The 16768-nt window shown below is 71.6% G+C and carries 20 protein-coding genes; 8 read left to right on the plus strand and 12 right to left on the minus strand.

What is annotated here, in order from left to right; genetic code table 11:
- The 5 genes from HUX53_RS31860 to HUX53_RS31880 all read right to left on the minus strand — a co-directional run.
- Window positions 1–150: DUF202 domain-containing protein (locus tag HUX53_RS31860; protein ID WP_176406923.1), on the minus strand; the 150-nt coding region annotated here is incomplete at its 3' end.
- Complete coding sequence (locus HUX53_RS31865; RefSeq protein WP_176406924.1) at window positions 147–533, minus strand: YidH family protein; 387 nt, start codon at window positions 531–533, stop codon at window positions 147–149. The genes HUX53_RS31860 and HUX53_RS31865, both read right to left, overlap by 4 nt.
- Before the next feature lie 94 nt (window positions 534–627).
- Window positions 628–1257, minus strand: coding sequence for a MerR family transcriptional regulator (locus HUX53_RS31870; RefSeq protein WP_176406925.1), 630 nt, complete (start codon window positions 1255–1257; stop codon window positions 628–630).
- Between the two features lie 59 nt (window positions 1258–1316).
- Window positions 1317–3659 (minus strand): glycoside hydrolase family 3 protein, encoded by a 2343-nt coding sequence (locus HUX53_RS31875; RefSeq protein WP_176406926.1) that lies wholly within the window; start codon window positions 3657–3659, stop codon window positions 1317–1319.
- Window positions 3660–3682: 23 nt separating this feature from the next.
- Window positions 3683–4402 (minus strand): IclR family transcriptional regulator, encoded by a 720-nt coding sequence (locus tag HUX53_RS31880; protein WP_176406927.1) that lies wholly within the window; start codon window positions 4400–4402, stop codon window positions 3683–3685.
- Between the two features lie 80 nt (window positions 4403–4482).
- On the opposite strand from HUX53_RS31880, the gene leuC reads away from it, so the two are divergent.
- The 4 genes from leuC (at window position 4483) to HUX53_RS31900 (ending at window position 7363) form a co-directional block, all read left to right on the plus strand.
- A complete protein-coding gene (gene leuC, locus HUX53_RS31885; protein ID WP_176406928.1) occupies window positions 4483–5880 on the plus strand; it encodes a 3-isopropylmalate dehydratase large subunit in 1398 nt (465 codons plus the stop codon).
- A 10-nt stretch (window positions 5881–5890) separates the two neighbouring features.
- Entirely contained in the window at window positions 5891–6478 is a 588-nt protein-coding gene (gene leuD / locus HUX53_RS31890) for a 3-isopropylmalate dehydratase small subunit (protein WP_176406929.1), read from the plus strand.
- A 259-nt stretch (window positions 6479–6737) separates the two neighbouring features.
- A complete protein-coding gene (locus HUX53_RS31895) occupies window positions 6738–6926 on the plus strand; it encodes a hypothetical protein (RefSeq protein ID WP_255205843.1) in 189 nt (62 codons plus the stop codon).
- A 158-nt stretch (window positions 6927–7084) separates the two neighbouring features.
- Window positions 7085–7363 carry an HU family DNA-binding protein gene (locus HUX53_RS31900; RefSeq protein WP_176406931.1) on the plus strand — a complete coding sequence of 93 codons (279 nt, stop codon included), beginning with the start codon at window positions 7085–7087 and terminating at the stop codon, window positions 7361–7363.
- Window positions 7364–7411: 48 nt separating this feature from the next.
- Here the strand turns inward: HUX53_RS31900 and HUX53_RS31905 are convergent, their stop codons facing one another.
- Both HUX53_RS31905 and cofC read right to left on the minus strand, forming a co-directional pair.
- Window positions 7412–7615 (minus strand): hypothetical protein, encoded by a 204-nt coding sequence (locus tag HUX53_RS31905; protein ID WP_176406932.1) that lies wholly within the window; start codon window positions 7613–7615, stop codon window positions 7412–7414.
- A gap of 10 nt (window positions 7616–7625) precedes the next feature.
- Entirely contained in the window at window positions 7626–8300 is a 675-nt protein-coding gene (cofC, locus tag HUX53_RS31910) for a 2-phospho-L-lactate guanylyltransferase (RefSeq protein ID WP_176406933.1), read from the minus strand.
- 101 nt (window positions 8301–8401) lie between these two features.
- On the opposite strand from cofC, the gene HUX53_RS31915 reads away from it, so the two are divergent.
- The 3 genes from HUX53_RS31915 (at window position 8402) to HUX53_RS31925 (ending at window position 11460) form a co-directional block, all read left to right on the plus strand.
- Window positions 8402–9268 carry a 1-acyl-sn-glycerol-3-phosphate acyltransferase gene (locus HUX53_RS31915; RefSeq protein WP_176406934.1) on the plus strand — a complete coding sequence of 289 codons (867 nt, stop codon included), beginning with the start codon at window positions 8402–8404 and terminating at the stop codon, window positions 9266–9268.
- A gap of 17 nt (window positions 9269–9285) precedes the next feature.
- Entirely contained in the window at window positions 9286–10275 is a 990-nt protein-coding gene (locus tag HUX53_RS31920) for an NAD(P)H-dependent glycerol-3-phosphate dehydrogenase (protein WP_176406961.1), read from the plus strand.
- Between the two features lie 63 nt (window positions 10276–10338).
- A complete protein-coding gene (locus HUX53_RS31925; RefSeq protein WP_176406935.1) occupies window positions 10339–11460 on the plus strand; it encodes a D-alanine--D-alanine ligase family protein in 1122 nt (373 codons plus the stop codon).
- Window positions 11461–11786: 326 nt separating this feature from the next.
- Here the strand turns inward: HUX53_RS31925 and HUX53_RS43190 are convergent, their stop codons facing one another.
- A complete protein-coding gene (locus tag HUX53_RS43190) occupies window positions 11787–11984 on the minus strand; it encodes an Arc family DNA-binding protein (protein WP_369009222.1) in 198 nt (65 codons plus the stop codon).
- Here HUX53_RS43190 and HUX53_RS31935 point away from each other — a divergent pair.
- The gene (locus tag HUX53_RS31935; protein ID WP_176406937.1) at window positions 11968–13254 is read left to right on the plus strand and encodes an RNA-guided endonuclease TnpB family protein; all 1287 of its coding nucleotides are present in this window, start codon (window positions 11968–11970) and stop codon (window positions 13252–13254) included. The two genes, HUX53_RS43190 and HUX53_RS31935, sit on opposite strands and share 17 nt — an antisense overlap.
- Window positions 13255–13308: 54 nt before the next feature.
- Here HUX53_RS31935 and HUX53_RS31940 read toward each other — a convergent pair whose 3' ends face one another.
- Genes HUX53_RS31940 through HUX53_RS31955 form a run of 4 tightly spaced genes read right to left on the minus strand, consistent with a single transcriptional unit; the run spans window position 13309 to window position 16700 of the window.
- Window positions 13309–13680, minus strand: a complete 372-nt coding sequence (locus HUX53_RS31940; protein ID WP_176406938.1) for a carboxymuconolactone decarboxylase family protein — start codon at window positions 13678–13680, stop codon at window positions 13309–13311.
- Window positions 13673–14512 carry an NAD(P)-dependent oxidoreductase gene (locus tag HUX53_RS31945; RefSeq protein WP_176406939.1) on the minus strand — a complete coding sequence of 280 codons (840 nt, stop codon included), beginning with the start codon at window positions 14510–14512 and terminating at the stop codon, window positions 13673–13675. Before HUX53_RS31945 ends, HUX53_RS31940 begins: the two co-directional genes overlap by 8 nt.
- Window positions 14509–15243 (minus strand): SDR family oxidoreductase, encoded by a 735-nt coding sequence (locus tag HUX53_RS31950; protein WP_176406940.1) that lies wholly within the window; start codon window positions 15241–15243, stop codon window positions 14509–14511. Before HUX53_RS31950 ends, HUX53_RS31945 begins: the two co-directional genes overlap by 4 nt.
- On the minus strand, window positions 15240–16700 hold the full coding sequence (locus HUX53_RS31955) for an aldehyde dehydrogenase (RefSeq protein ID WP_176406941.1): 1461 nt from the start codon (window positions 16698–16700) through the stop codon (window positions 15240–15242). Before HUX53_RS31955 ends, HUX53_RS31950 begins: the two co-directional genes overlap by 4 nt.
- Window positions 16701–16768: the final 68 nt, after the last annotated feature.

The raw sequence follows: 16768 nt of genomic DNA on the forward strand, positions 1-16768 counted from the left end.
GCCGCACACGACGGCCGCCGCGACGGCCGCGCCGGGCGCCGACGGCGCGAGCCGCACGCACAGCAGCCCGGCGACGATGAGGGAGAGGGCGGTGCGCGACCAGGCGAGCGCCGTCCGCTCCGGCTGCGCCCCCCGGTCCGCGAGCTTCACTGCGCGACCAGGACGGCGACCAGCAGGACGATCGAGGCGACGGCGATGCCGTAGGCCATGACCGGCGCGAGCGCGGGCGGCGGGAGCGTCTCCTCGCGGCGCAGCGCCCGCTCGGTGCGCAGCCAGCGGCGGAACGCGAGCACGGCGACGAGCGCGCCGGTCGCGGCGAAGACGACCGCGAGGCCGTGCCGGAGCACCGGCTCGACGAAGTCGCCGGCGAGCGCGAGGCCGATGCCGCCCGCGATCAGCGCCAGCGCCGTCCGGATCCAGGCCAGGAACGTGCGCTCGTTGGCGAGCGTGAAGCGGGGATCGGGGTCGCTGCCCTCGGCGAGCAGGCGGTCGGTCCACCGGCCGCCCGGGTTCGGTTTCCTCGTCGCGGTCATCGCCATTCATATTAGGCGACCGAAGTGAATGCCTTTTGCCCGGCCATGAATGCCAATTCCGATTGATTATCTCGGAAATACCTGGTGGACGGGGTCAGCGGGCGCGGAAGCGGTGCGCCGAGGCGTCCTCCTGCGCCAGCCGGTGCAGCGCCGTGAGGACCTGCTCGTACAGGACGGTGGAGACCAGCAGCGAATGGACGGTCCGGCCGCGCGGAGCGCCGTCGGCGACCCGGCCGATCTCGTGCGCGGCGACCTCGGCCGCGGCCTTCACGTAGGGGCGCAGGTCCTTGAGCGTGATCGGGTAGCCGAGCCGGCGCAGCGCCACGAACGTGTGCGCGAGCAGGTCGCGGGCGGGGGCGTCCGCGCCGACCGTCCAGCCCAGCTCGCGGACGAGGGCGTCGACGTCCTCGCGGGCGGCGCGCCAGTGCGGGTCGTACGGCGCGGCGACGTGCGGGCCGATCGCGTGCTGGGCGGTGGCGAACAGGTCGTGCAGGCTGACCCGGTCGTCCTCGACGGCGGAGATGATCTGCTGGATCGCCGCCACCGGCAGGTCGCCGACCTCGCGCAGCGCGCTGATCAGCCGCAGCCGCTCCAGATGCCGGCCGTCGTACTCCGACCGGGTCGCGCTCACCGCCGAGCCCTTCGGGAGCAGGCCCTCCCGGATGTAGAACTTGATCGTCTGGACCGTCAGCCCGCTCCGATCGCTGAGCTCGGAGATCTGCACCGGCGTACCCCCTTCACCGAGGGTCAACGGTATCGAGGTCGGGGGATTGGATACCGGCACTATCCAATGTCTGTCCGAGTTGTACCGGTTCTCAGGTCGGTGACCGAGCGGCCCGCCCGGAGCGCGCAGGGGACGGGGAGCCGCTCGTCCAGCGTGATCCGGACCGTGACCGAATCGCCGGGCGCCGCCTCGGCGACGGCGGAGCCCGCGAGCCGGACCGTCCCGCCGGCGAACGCGTAGCACTGGACGACCTCGCGGCCGGCCCGGCTCCCGGTGTTGTGGACGGTCACCTCCGCGACGCCGCCGGAGACCGTGAGCGACTCGTACTCCCACGTCGTGTAGCCGAGCCCGTGCCCGAACGGGTACGCGACCTGGGCGGACGTGTAATGCCGGTAGCCGATCGCGGTGCCCTCGGCGTAGTCGAGCGTCCCGTCCTCGGCGGGAACCGGCGACAGGACACCGTCGTGCGACGCGGGGAACGTGGTGGGCAGCCGCCCGCCGGGCTCGGCCGCGCCGATGAGGACGTCCGCGACCGCGTCGCCGCCCTCCTGGCCGGGCAGCCACGCCCACAGGACGGCGGCGACCTCGTCCCGCCACGGCATCAGCACGGGCGCGCCCGCGTTCACCACCACGACCGTGCGCGGGTTGGCGGCGGCGACGGCGGAGACCAGTTCGTCCTGGCGTCCGGGCAGCGCGAGGGACGTGCGGTCGAAGCCCTCGCTCTCCACGTCGTCGTTCGTCCCGACGACCACGACGGCGGCGTCGGCGTCGCGGGCGGCGGCCACGGCGGCGGCGAGCGCGTCGTCCTCGGCCGGGCGCGGCTCGTGGTAGCCGATGCCGAACGCGGCGCCGAAACTTCTGGGCGCGGGGGTGTAGCGCAACTCGACCGGAACGGGCGCGCCCGCCTTGAGATCCACCTCGACACGGTGTTCCGGCGGGCGCAGCAGCGCCTCCACCGGGTCGCCGTGGTCGGGCGTCAGGGTCACCGCTGCCCGGGTCTCGGCCACGCGCAGCTCGTACTCGCCGGCGCCCGCGATCGCGAACGTGTGCACACCGTCCTCGGCCGGGGTCATCGACGTGCGGGCGACGATCCGGGCCGTGCCACTGGGGATCCCGCCGAGGAAGACGAAATGCGCCGCCTTGCGGTGCTGCGACTCGATCAGCGTTCCACCGGCGTCGAAGAAATCGAGCCGCACACCGCGCTCACCCGTCTCCGGTTCGGTCGTGAGTGCGAGCGGCAGGGGAGCAAGCCGTGGATGCGGATAGACGCCCGGACGGACGATCAGCTCGGTGCCGTCCCCCAGCGCCCGGCGCAGCCCGTCCACCGGCGTCACGACACGATCGGGATTGACGTGCGCGCTGCCGCCGCCCTGCGCGCTGAACCGCACCGCGTTGGGGCCGATCACGGCGAGCCTGCGCGGGGCGTTCAGCGGCAGCGCACCGTTCTCGTTCCGCAGCAGCACGGCGGCCTGGGCGGCGGCCTCCCGCAACTGCGCGCGGGCGTCGGAAGGCGTGGTCACCGGCGGCGGGTCGGGGAAGCCGTCGAGCGCACCCACGCGCGCGGCCAGCCGCAGGACGCGCAGCACCTTGTCGTCGATCAGCTCCTCGGCGACCCTGCCGGCGCGGACGGCCTCGACGAGCCTGTCCCGCCACGGGCTGGTGGGGAGGCCGGGCATCTCCACGTCCATGCCGGCGCCGGCGCTCTCCTCGGTCGAGCGGATCGCCGTCCAGTCCGAGACGACGACGCCGTCGAACCCCCAGCGCTCCTTCAGCACGCCCGTCAGCAGCTCGCGGTTCTCCGTCATGGACGTCCCGTTGACCTTGTTGTACGCGGCCATCACCGCCCACGCGCCCGCCTTCACGGCCTCCTCGAACGGGCGCAGGTACAGCTCGTCCAGGGCCTCCTCGCCGATGCGCGCGTCGTAGGACATGCGGGCGGTCTCGGAGTCGTTGCCGACGAAGTGCTTCACCGTCGCCGCGACGCCCGCCGACTGGACGCCCTTCACGAACGCGGCGCCGACGCGGGCGGTGAGCAGCGGGTCCTCGGAGAAGTTCTCGAAATGCCGGCCGCCCAGCGGCGTCCGGTGCAGGTTGATCGTCGGCGCGAGCTGGACGTGCACGCCCTTGTCGCGCGCCTGGGCGCCGTTCAGCCGCCCGATCCGCTCGGCGAGCGCCGGGTCCCACGTCGCGGCGAGCGCCGTCGGGTTCGGGAACAGCAGGCTCGTGTGACGTTCGTCCCAGGTGGTGCCGCGGACGCCGGACGGTCCGTCCGACATGACGAGACCCCGCAACCCGATCCGGGGGATGGGGCGCAGGGTCCAGAACCCGTCACCGGTGAGCAGATGGACCTTCTCCTCAAGGGTGAGGTCCGCGAGCCGTTCACGAAGGCGGGATTCGTCCATCCGCCGACTCTACGTTCCGGGGGTCAGGAGGCGGTGCGGCGCATCCCCTCGGAGATCTTCTCGGCGGCGGCGGCCACGGGGGGAGCGTGCAGGCGCCCGGGCGAGCGGGTCAGGCGTTCGAGCGGCCCGGACACGGAGACGGCGGCGATCACCCGTCCGCCCGCGCCGCGGATGGGGGCGGACACCGATCCGACGCCCTGCTCGCGCTCGCCCACGCTCTGCGCCCACCCCCGCCGCCGGACGGCCGACAGCGTCGTCGCCTCGAACTTGGCGTTGCGCAGCCCCCGGTGCAGCCGGTCGGGCTCCTCCCAGGCGAGCAGGATCTGCGCGGCCGAACCCGCCGTCATCGGCAGCGCGGCGCCCACCGGGATGGTGTCGCGCAGGCCGCTGGTGCGTTCGGCGGCGGCGACGCATACCCTGACGTCCCCCTGGCGGCGGAACAGCGAGGCGCTCTCACCGGTGAGGTCGCGCAGCTGGGCGAGGATGGGCTGGGCGATCGCGAGCAGGCGGTCCTCGCCGGCGGCGACGGCCAGCTCGGCGAGCCGCGGCCCGAGGATGAAACGCCCCTGCGTGTCGCGGTGCACGAGGCGGTGGTGCTCCAGCGCGACGGCCAGCCGGTGGGCCGTGGGGCGGGCCAGCCCCGTCGTCTGGACGAGCTGGGCCAGGGAAGCCGGGCCGGCCTCCAGCGCGTTCAGAACGAGAACGGCTTTGTCAAGTACGCCGACTCCGCTAGAGTTGTCCATGTCTTGATATTGCCGTCTCGTAATATGAGATTGCAAGTCGAGGTGACCGAGACCACGGCGATGACGAAGAGGTGGGAGCCATGGGCCGAACACTGGCCGAGAAGGTCTACGACGCGCACGTCGTACGGCGCGCCGAGGGTGAGCCCGACCTCCTCTACATCGACCTGCACCTCGTCCACGAGGTCACCAGCCCGCAGGCGTTCGACGGGCTGCGGATGGCCGGCCGCCCGGTCCGCCGCCCCGACCTGACGATCGCCACCGAGGACCACAACGTCCCGACCACGGACCTGCTCAAGCCCATCGCCGACCCGGTGTCGCGCACCCAGGTCGAGACGCTGCGCAAGAACTGCTCCGACTTCGGGGTCCGGCTGCACCCGATGGGCGACGACGGCCAGGGCATCGTGCACGTCATCGGCCCGCAGCTCGGCCTGACCCAGCCCGGGATGACCGTCGTCTGCGGCGACTCGCACACCTCCACGCACGGCGCGTTCGGCGCCCTCGCGTTCGGCATCGGCACCAGCGAGGTCGAGCACGTCCTCGCCACCCAGACGCTGCCGCAGGTCCAGCCGAAGACGATGGCCGTCACCGTGGACGGCGCGCTGCCCGAAGGCGTCACCGCCAAGGACCTGATCCTCGCGATCATCGCCCGGATCGGCACCGGCGGCGGCCAGGGCCACATCATCGAGTACCGCGGCGAGGCCGTCCGCTCCCTGTCGATGGAAGGCCGCATGACGGTCTGCAACATGTCCATCGAGGCCGGCGCCCGCGCCGGCATGATCGCGCCGGACGAGACGACCTTCGAGTACCTCAAGGGCCGCCCGCACGCCCCGCAGGGCGCGGACTGGGACAAGGCCGTCGAGTACTGGACGTCCCTGCGCACCGACGACGACGCGGTCTTCGACAAGGAGATCGTGATCGACGCGGCCGAGCTGACCCCGTTCGTCACCTGGGGCACCAACCCGGGCCAGGGCCTGCCGCTCGGCGGCTCCGTGCCCGACCCCGCGTCGTTCACCGACTCCGTCCAGCGCCAGTCCGCCGAGCGCGCCCTGGAGTACATGGGCCTCACCGCCGGGACGCCGCTGCGCGACATCAAGGTCGACACCGTCTTCGTCGGCTCCTGCACCAACGGCCGCATCGAGGACCTCCGCGCCGTCGCCGGCGTGCTGCAGGGCCGCAAGGTCGCCGACGGCGTCCGCATGCTGGTCGTCCCCGGCTCCATGAAGGTCAAGAAGCAGGCCGAGGAGGAGGGCCTCGACGAGGTCATCGCCGCGTCCGGCGCCGAGTGGCGCGAGGCCGGCTGCTCCATGTGCCTGGCGATGAACCCCGACAAGCTCACGCCCGGCGAGCGCAGCGCCTCCACGTCCAACCGCAACTTCGAGGGACGCCAGGGACCCGGCGGCCGCACCCACCTGGTGTCGCCCGCCGTGGCAGCCGCCACCGCCGTCACCGGCCGCCTGACCGCGCCCGCCGACCTCTAAGGACAGCCCAATGGAAGCGTTCACCACCTACACCGGGCGCGCGGTCCCGCTGCGCCGCAGCAACGTCGACACCGACCAGATCATCCCGGCCGTCTGGCTCAAGCAGGTCAGCCGCACCGGCTTCGACAAGGGCCTGTTCTCCGCCTGGCGCGAGGACCCGGACTTCGTCCTCAACCAGCCCCGGTACGAGGGCGCCGGCGTCCTGGTCGCCGGACCCGACTTCGGCACCGGCTCGTCCCGCGAGCACGCCGTCTGGGCCCTGCAGCAGTACGGCTTCCGCGTCATCATCGCGCCGCGCTTCGGCGACATCTTCCGCAACAACTCCACCAAGATGGGCCTGCTCCCGGTCATCCTGACCGGCGACCAGGTCGAGGACCTCCAGACCCGCGTGGAGAAGGACCCGACCCTGGAGATCACCGTCGACCTCGACAAGCGCGAGGTCCGCTACGCCGACGTGGTCGCGACCTTCGAGATCGACGACTACACCCGCTGGCGCCTCATGGAGGGCCTCGACGACATCGGCCTGACGCTTCGCCACGCCGACACGATCAACGACTTCGAGAAATCCCGCCGGACCTGGTTCCCCACCACGGTCTGACCGGAGCCTCCACCGTGGGTCACCGCCGCTGACCAGCGGCGACGCGGTGATCTTGCGTGGGAGCGGTGGTTCTACGCGTGGCCCGTGCCGCCCGGCGCCCCAAGGCGCCGGGCGGCACGGGCCACGCTTAATACACCCCGGGCGTGTTGAGCGGTAGGGGCACCAGGGACAATTTCCGTGATGCCATGCTCGCCGAGCGTTTGGGGGAAGGGAATTGAGTGCGGTCCCGTGGAGCGGACCCAAGTGGGACGATCCCGCGTTGACCCAGCTTGCGCGGCAGTTGCGTGATGCTCACAAGGCGGTCGCGCCGCTTCCGCCGGAGACCCGGCAGCGCCTCATCCGGCACCTGCTGGCGATCACCGATCTGGCGAAACGGGACGCGGGGCTGGCCGCCCGCAGGCTGGACGCGTTCCTCGCCGATTTCCAAGACGGCCCCGACGTCGGTTAGCGTGCGCAGTGGCCGGATCCGGTCCGGTCACCCGGCGAGACGGGGGCGAGGCCGACAAAAACGCCAGCGACACGCCAACTTCTGCGTGCAGGTGATTGTGTCCACGCTGACGCTCCCTTAGTTTCGTTCGGGCAAGGGGGGAACTAGAGGAGTAACCCATGAACAAGCGTGAGCTGGTCGACGCCATCTCTGACCGGCTGGGCAGCAAGAAGGCCGCAGCCGAGGCCGTCGACGCCATCCTGGAGGCGATCCAGACCGCCGTCGCCAAGGGCGACAAGGTCGCGATCACCGGGTTCGGTTCGTTCGAGAAGGCCGACCGGCCTGCCCGTACGGCCCGCAACCCGGCAACGGGCAAGACCATCGACGTTCCCGCGACGTCCGTGCCGAAGTTCAAGGCCGGCGCCGACTTCAAGAACCTCGTGGCCGGCAAGAAGTAGCCTCACCGCGACAGCGCCCGGGACCGCCAGGTTCCGGGCGCTGACGCATTACGAGGGCAGCGGGAACGTCGAGAGCGTCACCGCCGAGACGCGGCCGCCGTCCAGGGCGAGCCTGACGCGCTGGCCGAAGCGCAGCAGCCGCAGCCCGCCCGCCGCGAACGCGTCCGCGTCGAACGGCAGTTCCGTCCCGTCGTCGAGCAGCACGCTCCCCGTGCGGGTCTCCGCGTCGAACGCCTTCACCGTCCCCTGCATGAGCGGAACTCTAGGCCAACGAGGGGAGCCGGGACGCGACCTCGGCGGTGCGGGGGCCGGTGCCGAGGGCGAGGGCGGTGCGGAGGTCGTCCGGGGTGTCGACGTCGCGGCGGACGCTGTCGGTGCCCGGGAGGAGGATCTCCGCGGCGCCGCGGGAGCGGTGCGCCGCGCGGGAGCCCCCGCCGAACGCCGGGGCGAACGGGACGCCCGGACGGGCCGTGTACAGCGTCGTGCCGACGCCCGCCGCGTCCGGGACGCGCCTCCGGCACGGCGGCCGCGGCGCCGAGGCGCGGGCGAGGTCGTCCGGCCGCAGAGCGGGCAGGTCTGCCGAGAGGGCGCCGACGCCCCCGTCCGGGGACAGCTCGCGGCCCCGGCCGGCGCCGTACACCAGCGCCGGGTTCAGGCCGGCGTCCGGCACGTCGGGCACCACGCGGGCGCCGAGGGCGGCGAGGTCGGCCGCCGGAAGGGGATCGTCGGTGACAACGATCACGTCGCGGACCCGGTCGCAGCGCAGCGCCGCCGCGACCGTGTCGGCCGCCACGGCGAGCGCGAGCGCCTCCCGGTGCGGGCCCGCGGCCCCGGCCATGCGGGTCTTGGCCCTGGCCAGGACCTTGACGGGAACGACGAGCGACCAGTGGAGATGAGGCGCGCCGTGCGCCGCGGAGGACCCTGCTGCTGTAGACATGGCAACTCGACACTATGCGCACGCAACCGCGACACTTGAGGACACCCCATGTTCATCCGGGGGATGAACCGAGGAGGGGACGGAATGAGGAGGGGACGGGCATGAGCCACGGGTACTCGCCGGGCTGGCGGAAGCTCACGATCGTCATCCTGCGCCCGCTGCTGTTCGGGCTCCTGAAACGGGACTGGCGGGGCCGGGGCAACGTACCCGGGAAGGGCGGCGTCATCATCGCCGCCAACCACATCTCCGAGTCCGACCCCCTCGCGCTCGCCCATTTCGTCTACGAGTCGGGCCGCTACCCCGTCTACCTGGCCAAGTCCACGCTGTTCGACGTGCGGTTCATCCGCGCCGTGCTGCGCGGCACCGGCCAGATCCCCGTGTACCGCGACCGCGCGGACGCGGCGCAGGCCCTGGAGGCCGCGGAGAAGGCGCTGGTGGACGGCGAATGCCTGATGTTCTACCCGGAGGGCAGCTGCACCCGTGACCCCGAGCTGTGGCCCATGACCGGCCAGACCGGCGTCGCCCGGATGGCGCTGAAGACGGGCGCGAAGGTCGTCCCCGTGGCGAGCTGGGGCGCGCACGAGCTGATGCCGTACAAGAAGGGCGTCGAGCAGAAGGGCCTCGCGGGGAGCCTGAAGAAGGGCTTCCACCCGCTGCCCCGCAAGACGATGCAGGTGATCGCCGGCCCGCCCGTGGACCTGGCCGGGTACGCGGGGCTGCCGCTCAGCCGGGAGACGCTGCGGTCCGCGACCGACGACATCATGACGGCGATCGCCGATCTGCTCGGCGAGCTGCGCGGCGAGGACCCGCCCGCCGAGCGCTACGACCACCACCGGGTGCTGGAGGAGCGCCGCGCGGCCGCCGCGCTGAAGGCGGCGGTGCCGGAGCCGGCGCCGCCGTCCGGCCCGGAGGCCGGGCCCGGACCGGAGTCCGGGTCCGCCGCCGAGCGGAAGGCGGCCGACTCGTGACCTTCCGTACCGCGGTGATGGGCGCCGGATCCTGGGGGACGACGTTCACCAAGCTGCTGCACGACGCCGGCGGGGAGGTCGTCCTGTGGGGCCGCCGCCCCGAGGTCGTCGAGGCGGTCAACGAGCGGCACGAGAACCCCGACTACCTGCCCGGCGTGACGCTGCCGGAGGGCGTCCGCGCGACGCTGGACCCGGCGGAGGCGCTGAAGGGCGCCGACTTCGTCGCTCTGGCCGTCCCCGCCCAGACCCTGCGGCAGAACCTGCGCGGCTGGCTGCCGCACCTGCCGCCGGACGCGGTGCTGGTCAGCCTGATGAAGGGCGTCGAGATCGGCACGTCGCTGCGGATGTCGGAGGTGGTCTGCGAGGTCGCCGGCATCGCGCGGGAGCGCGTCGGCGTGTTCTGCGGGCCCAACCTCGCCCGGGAGATCGCCAGCGGGGAGCCCGGCGCGGCGGTCGCCGCCTGCGTGGACGAGTCCGTCGCGCAGCGCCTGCAGGCTGCGACGATGACCCCGTACTTCCGCGTCTACACCTCCACCGACATGGTCGGCTGCGAGCTGGGCGGCGCGGTGAAGAACATCGTCGCGCTGTGCGTCGGCATGTCGGTCGGGCTCGGGTTCGGCGCCAGCACCCAGGCGCTGCTGATCACCCGCGGGCTCGCCGAGATCACCCGGCTGGGCGCCGCGCTCGGCGCCGACGAGCACACCTTCGCCGGCCTCGCCGGGATGGGCGACCTCGTCGGGACGTGCATCTCGCCGCTGTCGCGCAACCGGACGTTCGGCGAGAACCTCGGCCGCGGCATGACCCTGGAGGAGGTCATCGCCGTCACCAGGCAGACGGCCGAGGGCGTCAAGTCGTCCGAGGCGGTGCTGGAGCTCGCCCGCAAGCACGGCGTGGAGATGCCGATCACCGAGGCGGTCACCGCCGTCCTGCACCACGGCATGCCGATCAAGGAGGCGGCCGTCTCGCTGATCTCGCGCTCCCCGAAGCCCGAGCGGTACGGGGTGTGATGCGGGGCCGCGCCCGGTCCGCTCGTGGCCCGCGCGGGCTGATCACCGGTAGGGTCGGACGTCATGTCCCAGGTTTCTAAGATCCGCGTGGCCGTGGTCTTCGGCGGGCGCAGCTCCGAGCACGCGATCTCCTGCGTCACCGCCGGCGCCGTCATGGCCGCGATCGACCGGGACCGGTACGAGGTGGTGCCGATCGGCATCGCCCGCGACGGGCGCTGGGTGCTGCCGCCCGGCGACCTGCGGCTCGCCATCGAGGGCGGCCGGCTGCCCGAGGTGACCGGCGCCGGCAGCGTCCTGGCACTGCCGTTCGACCCCGACAGCCGCGGGCTGATGGTCGTCCAGCCGGGGGAGATCCCGGAGACGCTCGCGGAGGTCGACGTCGTCCTGCCGCTGCTGCACGGCCCCTACGGCGAGGACGGCACCATCCAGGGCATGCTCGACCTGGCGGGCGTCCGCTACGTCGGCGCCGGGGTGCTGGCCAGCGCCGTCGGCATGGACAAGGGCTACATGAAGCTCGTCTGGCAGGCGCGCGGCCTGCCCGTCGGCCCCTACGTCCTGGTCGGCGACCGGGAGTGGCGGCGCGAGCGCAAGCGCAAGATCGACGAGATCAAGGAGCTGGGCCTCGCGGACGGCACCGCGGTGTTCGTCAAGCCGGCCCGCGCCGGGTCGAGCATGGGCATCACCCGCGTCACCGACGAGGCCGGCCTGGAGGCGGCGGTCGACGCGGCCCGCGAGCACGACCCGAAGGTGGTCGTGGAGGCCGCGATCGAGGGCCGCGAGATCGAGTGCGGCGTCCTGCAGGGCGAGGACGACGGCCCGGCCGAGGCCAGCCTGCCCGCCGAGGTGCTGACGTCGGGCGAGCACGACTTCTACGACTTCGAGACCAAGTACCTCGACGGCGCCACCCGGATGGAGATCCCGCCGGACCTGCCGGCCGACGCGATCGAGGAGGTCCGCCGCGTCGCCGTGCAGGCGTTCGAGGCGCTGGACTGCGAGGGCCTCGCCCGTGTCGACTTCTTCCACACGCCCGACGGCCGCTGGATCCTCAACGAGATCAACACCATGCCGGGCTTCACCCCGGCGTCGGCGTTCCCGCAGATGTGGGCGGCGACCGGGCTGCCCTACCCGGCGCTCGTCGACCGGCTCATCCAGACGGCCCTGAAGCGCTCGACCGGCCTGCGCTAGCCGAACGGCAGCCAGTCGCCGTCTTTGAAAGTGGCCGCGTCGGATTCCTGTGCGTGTTGTCGGAGAGCGCCTGAGGTGCGCCGCTAACGATCACTGAACGGACGGTGGCGTTGCCTGGGCCCGGATGCCGGAGGCTCCGCCCTTGGCGATAGCAGCGGCGGCGACCTTCGGGCGAGCGCCTTCTGCGGTCCGGTGCCCGGCCGTGGCGACGACAGGACGGTGAGGCCGAACTCCGGGCGTGCAGGGAGGCGTGCGGGTCGAGTCCGCCTGCATGGTGGCCATGGGCAGCGTGTAGGTCTCGATCCCGCAAGCCCGCCGGTAGACATCTACACATCTCGGGCCGGGCGATGCTCGCTACCCCCGACCTCGCGTCGCACGAGTGAGACGAGCCAGGAGTTTAGGGATCGGTCGTCAGCAGCGGCGGCGCTCTTGGCTCGTTCGAAGAGGTCGTCGGGGAGCCGGAGGTTGAACTTGGTCATCCACCGAGTATGGCCCTGGAATGGGGCCATGTCACGTTTCCGCATGTATCCGACGGCTGAGCAGGAGCAGCAGATGCTGCTGCACTGCGCGCACGCCCGGTACGTTTGGAACTTGGCCGTCGAGCAGCACTCCAACTGGAAGCCCGGCCGCAAAGCCGCGCCGACCTTCGCCGGGCAGTGCCGCCAACTCACCGAGGCGCGCGCGGAAAGCGAGTGGCTACGTGAGGGAAACGTCACTGTTCAGCAGCAAGCGCTGAAGGACTTCGCCAAAGCCAAGGCCGCAATCTTCACCTCCGGGTTCGGTGAGCCGACTTGGCGCAAGAAGTTCGTACACGAGGGCTTTCGCGTGATTGGCACCGATCGTGTGCCGGCCCGTCGGCCGGACGGTGGCCCGCTGCTGAACGCTAAGGGCAAGCAGGTGATGAACCGTAGGGTGATTGTGAGCAAGCTCAACCGCCGCTGGGCTCAGGTGAAGATTCCCGGCTGTGGTTGGGTGCGGTTTCGTCTTACCCGCCGAGAGTTGCCCGTCGCGAAGACCTTCCGCGTCACCTTGAAGAACGGTCAGTGGCACGTCGCTTTTGCGGTGATGCCCACACCGATCCCGGCGCCAGGAACCAGCGAGGTCGTCGGCGTCGACCGGGGCGTGAGGATCACCGCTGCGCTGTCGGATGGGCGGAAACTGAACTGTCCGGGGTCCACCCTGAGGGAACGAGCCCGGATCCGCAAGTATCAGCGGCGAGCGGCACGGGCGCCGAAGGGCAGCCCGGCAAAAGCAGCCGGGCACGCAAGGGCCGCGAAGCTAAAGGTGCGTGAGGTAAACCGGCGCAAGGACTGGTGCGAAAAGACATCAACGATGCTCGCCAGGTCATATGACCTGATCCGGTTCGAGAAGTTGAACATCATCACCATGACCGCATCTGCCAAAGGAACGGTCGAACAGCCTGGTCAGAACGTGCGGCAAAAGGCCGGGTTGAACCGGTCGATCCTCGCCCAAGGCTGGGGCCTGCTCCGGCAGCGCACCGAGCACAAGGCTCCCGGCCGGGTCGAAGACGTCCCGGCCCGCTACACCTCACTGCGATGCAGCGCCTGCGGATGGATCGAGAAGAACTCGCGCAAGAGCCAAGCCGAGTTCCTCTGCGTATCCTGCGGGTTCAGTTGCAACGCGGATGAGAACGCAGCAGTCAATGTCGCGGCAGGACAGGGCGGCGCGAGCCGACCCGTGCGTCGAGCACGTGCCGGAGGGATGACACCGCGTGATCAGCGGTCGAGCGTCCGTGAACCGCAACCCGCTCGGGTTGGAATCTCCTTCGTCTAGGGGGAGAGGATGTCAAGCATGGACGTTGGACGCTCGCACCGGCCGCGCGGTTGCCTATTCGTCCTTCTTTTGCCGCTTTTCGTGCTTGGCGATCAGTGTGTCGATCTGGACGCTGAGCCGGGAGCCGAGCGGCCAGCCGATGTAGTGGGTCAGGAAGATGCCGATCTCGCGCAGCTCGTCCGGCGACACCTCCCCGTTGGCCAGCGCCGCCGAGATCTGGATGTCGAGGACGTCGTTGAGCCCCTGACCGGCGAGCATGCCGATGAGCAGCAGGCGCCGGTCGCGGAGGGTGAGGCCGGGTCGTGTCCAGATGTCGCCGAAGAGATGGTCAACGGTGATACCGAAGAACTCGCCCGGCGCGTCCCCGATCTCCCAGCCGTAGACCTGCCGCATCATCTCCAGCCCGCGCTCGCGGCGTTCATCCATCGGTGTCTCCAGGAAGTCCGAGGCCGGGGCCGAAGCGGTCGCGGGCGATGCGGGCGAGAGGCACGTCCACGCCCAGTTCGTCCGCCAGTTCCAGGGCGAGGGTCAGGTCCTTCTCGCCGAGGTCGCGGGTGTGGCACAGGATGTCGTACAGGTCGTCGTCCGGCGGCAGCGGCGCGGTCGTCGGGCGGAGCATGATCGACCCGGCGCCGCCGGTGATCGCGTCGGTGTGCCGGACGACCCGTCCCAGCTTGCGCAGCGACACCCCCGACGCCTCCGCCAGCCGCTGCGCCTCCGCGGCGGCCGTGAACGAGATGAAGTGCAGCATGTTGCGGGCCAGCTTCGTGCGGGTGCCGGCGCCGACCGGGCCCATGTGCAGGACGAGCTCCGCCCACGCGCCGAACGGTTCGCGGCAGCGCTCGAACGCCTCGTCCGTCCCGCCGACCATCACGGCGAGGTTCCCGGCGCTCGCGCCCATGAACCCGCCGCTGACCGGGGCGTCCACGATCTCGATCTCGTACCGCCGGGCCCGCGTCGCGAGGTCCTCGGCCGTCCTAGCGCGGATCGTCGAGTGGATCGCGAGGACCGTGCCCGGACGGGCGCTGGCGAGCACCTCGTCGCCGACCTCGTTCACCTGGGCGTCGTCCCGCACCATGATCGAGACGAGGTCGGCGTGCGCGGCGACGTCGGCGACGCTCTTCGCCGCCCGCGCGCCCGCCTGCACCAGCGGCGCCATCGCCTCGGCACGCGCGTCGTACACGACCAGGCCCTGGCCGGCGAGGTGGCCCGCCATCGGGGCGCCCATCTGGCCGAGCCCGATGAACCCGACCGTCATGCGCGGAACACCTCGCCGCCGTCCACATTGATGATCTGGCCGGTGATCCACGCCGCGTCGTCCGACAGCAGGAACAGGCAGGCGCCGACCAGGTCCTCGGGCGAGCCCATGCGCTTCAGCGCCATCTTGTCCTGGACGATCTTCTGCGACATGTTGCCGGGCACGACGTTGCGGTTGGCCTCGGTGTCGATCGGGCCGGGCGCGATCGCGTTCACGCGGATGTTCATGCTGCCCAACTCGTGCGCGAGCTGCTGCGTGAGCCCGTTGACGCCGACCTTCGCCAGCCCGTAGAAGCCGGAGTACTGCCACGCCGCCGTGGACGACTGGTTCACGATGGAACCGCCGCCGCGAGCCTGCATGTGGGGGTAGCAGGCGCGCGCGCACAGCAGCGCACCGTCCATGTTCACGGACATGAACTTCTTGTAGTAGTCCCAGTCGACGGTGAAGAGGAAGTCCAGCTTCATCGTCCCGAAGATGGCGGCGTTGTTGACGAGATGGTCGATCCCGCCGAACCGTTCCTTCGCGGCCGTCGCCATGGCCTCCACCGACGCGGGGTCGGACACGTCCGTCCGGACGAACAGGCCCTTGATGTCGTCGGCGACGCCTTGCCCGCGCTCGTCCACGTCCGCGACGACCACGTGCGCGCCCTCGGCCGCCAGCGCCCGTGCGTACGCCTCGCCGATGCCCTGCGCGGCCCCGGTGACGACCGCGACCTTTCCCTCGAACCTCATGCGCCCTCCGCGATCGCCTTGGTCTCCAGGTACTCCTCGAACCCGGCCACGCCCATCTCGCGGCCGATGCCCGACTGCTTGTAGCCGCCGAACGGGACGTCCGCGCCGTACCAGACGCCGCCGTTCACGCTGACCGTCCCGGCGCGCAGCCGCCGCGCGACCCCGCGCGCCCGCTCCATGTCGCCGCCGTGCACCGCGCCCGACAGCCCGTACGGCGAGTCGTTCGCGATCCGCACCGCGTCGTCGTCGCCGTCGTGCGGCAGCAGGGTCAGCACCGGGCCGAAGATCTCCTCACGGGCCGCGCGGGCGTCGTTCGTCAACCCGGTGATCAGCGTGGGCTCGATCCAGAAGCCCTTGTCGCGGCCCTCCGGGCGCCCGCCGCCGCACGCGAACGAACCGCCCTCCTTGACGGCCAGCTCCAGGTAGCCCTCGACGCGCTCGCGCTGCCTCGCCGAGATGACCGGGCCGCAGATCGTCCGGTCGTCGCCGGGGTCGCCGACGCCGAGCTTGCTCAGCGTGCCCGCCGTGATCTCGGCGGCCTCGTCGTAGCGGTCGCGCGGGACGAGGATCCGGGTCGTGATCGCGCACCCCTGCCCGGCGTGCGCGACCCCGGAGAACGCCGCGTACGAGCACGCGGCCCGCAGGTCGGCGTCGTCCAGTACCACGAACGCCGACTTGCCGCCCAGCTCAAGGAAGACCCGCTTGAGGGTGGCGGCCGCGCTCGTCATGACGTTCCGGCCCGTCGCGGTGGATCCGGTGAACGACACCAGATCGACGCGCGGGTCCTGCGTCAGCTGGGCGCCGAGCCCATGGTCGGACGACGTCACCACATTGACGACGCCGGGCGGAATGTCGCTCTCCTCCGCGATGACCTCGCCGAGCACCGCCGCGCACCAGGGCGTGTCGGGCGCCGGCTTCAGCACCACCGTGTTCCCCGCGGCCAGCGCCGGGCCCAGCTTGGCCAGGTTGATCTGGTGCGGGAAGTTCCACGGGGTGATGGCGCCGACGACGCCCACGGCCTCCCGGCCGACCCGCCGGTGGCTGGGCATCCCCATCGGCTCGGCCCGGCCGAGGTCCCGTTCCCACTCGTAAGACTCGACGAGATCGGCGAACCAGCCCAGATCATCGACGGGCGCGTCCAGCTGGGCCCCGAACGTCAGGAACCGGGGCGCGCCCACCTCCTTGATCGTGAGTTCGCGCAGCTCGTCGGCGCGCCGCTGCAACCCCTCGCGGAGCTGCCGCAGGCACCGCACGCGGAACGCGTGGTCGGTCGCCCAGGCCGTCTCGTCGAACGCGCGCCGGGCGGCGCCGATCGCGCGGTCCATGTCGTCGGCGGTGGCGTCGGCGGCGGTGCCGAGCACCTCCTCGGTCGCGGGATTGATCGTCTCGAAGGCGCCGCCCGTCCCGGGGACGAGCCGCCCGTCCAGCAGAAGCAGGCGTTCGGTAGTTCTGGACACCTGTCCAGACTACAGTTCAGCCCATACCGGTGCGCAAGGGGCACCGGCATCGGGGACCGGTTCGCGGG

Origin of the sequence: Actinomadura sp. BRA 177 (genome assembly GCF_013372625.1) — a bacterium.
Taxonomy (GTDB): Bacteria; Actinomycetota; Actinomycetes; order Streptosporangiales; family Streptosporangiaceae; genus Spirillospora.

Excerpts from the sequence above, each read along its gene's own strand:
- HUX53_RS31915 (WP_176406934.1), top strand. The coding sequence starts at position 8,402 with ATGAGCCACGGGTACTCGCCGGGCTGGCGGAAGCTCACGATCGTCATC.
- leuC (WP_176406928.1), top strand. The coding sequence starts at position 4,483 with ATGGGCCGAACACTGGCCGAGAAGGTCTACGACGCGCACGTCGTACGG.
- HUX53_RS31900 (WP_176406931.1), top strand. The coding sequence starts at position 7,085 with ATGAACAAGCGTGAGCTGGTCGACGCCATCTCTGACCGGCTGGGCAGC.
- HUX53_RS31935 (WP_176406937.1), top strand. The coding sequence starts at position 11,968 with ATGTCACGTTTCCGCATGTATCCGACGGCTGAGCAGGAGCAGCAGATG.
- HUX53_RS31865 (WP_176406924.1), bottom strand. The coding sequence starts at position 533 with ATGACCGCGACGAGGAAACCGAACCCGGGCGGCCGGTGGACCGACCGC.
- HUX53_RS31920 (WP_176406961.1), top strand. The coding sequence starts at position 9,286 with ATGGGCGCCGGATCCTGGGGGACGACGTTCACCAAGCTGCTGCACGAC.
- leuD (WP_176406929.1), top strand. The coding sequence starts at position 5,891 with ATGGAAGCGTTCACCACCTACACCGGGCGCGCGGTCCCGCTGCGCCGC.
- HUX53_RS31950 (WP_176406940.1), bottom strand. The coding sequence starts at position 15,243 with ATGAGGTTCGAGGGAAAGGTCGCGGTCGTCACCGGGGCCGCGCAGGGC.
- HUX53_RS31875 (WP_176406926.1), bottom strand. The coding sequence starts at position 3,659 with ATGGACGAATCCCGCCTTCGTGAACGGCTCGCGGACCTCACCCTTGAG.
- HUX53_RS43190 (WP_369009222.1), bottom strand. The coding sequence starts at position 11,984 with ATGCGGAAACGTGACATGGCCCCATTCCAGGGCCATACTCGGTGGATG.
- HUX53_RS31880 (WP_176406927.1), bottom strand. The coding sequence starts at position 4,402 with ATGGACAACTCTAGCGGAGTCGGCGTACTTGACAAAGCCGTTCTCGTT.
- cofC (WP_176406933.1), bottom strand. The coding sequence starts at position 8,300 with ATGTCTACAGCAGCAGGGTCCTCCGCGGCGCACGGCGCGCCTCATCTC.
- HUX53_RS31940 (WP_176406938.1), bottom strand. The coding sequence starts at position 13,680 with ATGGATGAACGCCGCGAGCGCGGGCTGGAGATGATGCGGCAGGTCTAC.
- HUX53_RS31945 (WP_176406939.1), bottom strand. The coding sequence starts at position 14,512 with ATGACGGTCGGGTTCATCGGGCTCGGCCAGATGGGCGCCCCGATGGCG.
- HUX53_RS31925 (WP_176406935.1), top strand. The coding sequence starts at position 10,339 with ATGTCCCAGGTTTCTAAGATCCGCGTGGCCGTGGTCTTCGGCGGGCGC.
- HUX53_RS31905 (WP_176406932.1), bottom strand. The coding sequence starts at position 7,615 with ATGCAGGGGACGGTGAAGGCGTTCGACGCGGAGACCCGCACGGGGAGC.